Source organism: Noviherbaspirillum sp. ST9, assembly GCF_048799745.1.
GTDB lineage: Bacteria > Pseudomonadota > Gammaproteobacteria > Burkholderiales > Burkholderiaceae_D > Noviherbaspirillum.
This window is the reverse complement of sequence record NZ_JBLWFR010000087.1, coordinates 1-696: the sequence shown is the minus strand read 5'-3', so window position 1 is coordinate 696 and position 696 is coordinate 1. Positions and strand designations below refer to the sequence as shown.

The following is a 696-nucleotide window of genomic DNA, read 5'->3' as shown; positions in this document are numbered from 1 at the left end:
GCGAAATTCTCGAACTCAAAGACACCATCAACGTGATGGTGGACCAGCTGTCTTCGTTCGCATCCGAGGTAACCCGTGTGGCGCGGGAAGTGGGTACCGAAGGCAAACTGGGCGGCCAGGCGAACGTGCCAGGTGTCGCAGGCACGTGGAAGGACTTGACCGACTCGGTGAACTCGATGGCCGGCAACCTGACCGGCCAGGTGCGCAACATTGCGGACGTGACCACCGCAGTGGCGAACGGCGACTTGTCCAAGAAGATTACCGCCGATGCCAAGGGCGAAATCCTTGAACTGAAGAACACCATCAACGTGATGGTGGACCAACTGAATGCGTTCGCGTCGGAAGTGACGCGCGTGGCGCGCGAAGTGGGTACCGAAGGGAAACTCGGCGGCCAGGCAAACGTGCCGGGCGTGGCGGGCACGTGGAAGGATTTGACCGACAGCGTGAACTCGATGGCGGGCAACCTGACCGCGCAGGTGCGAAACATTGCGGACGTGACGACCGCGGTCGCAAACGGCGACTTGTCCAAGAAGATCACCGTGGACGTGCGCGGCGAGATCTTTGAACTCAAGAACACCATCAACGTGATGGTGGACCAGCTGAACTCGTTTGCGTCGGAAGTGACGCGCGTGGCGCGCGAAGTGGGTACCGAAGGCAAGCTGGGCGGACAGGCGCATGTGAAGGGCGTGGGCGGCA

At 61.4% G+C, this 696-nt stretch carries 1 protein-coding gene; it reads left to right on the top strand.

The genetic code is table 11. The features are described 5' to 3' along the window. Nucleotides 1-696, top strand: a 696-nt coding sequence (locus ACNOHI_RS24890) for a HAMP domain-containing protein (RefSeq protein ID WP_420477413.1), incomplete at both ends; no start/stop codon positions are given.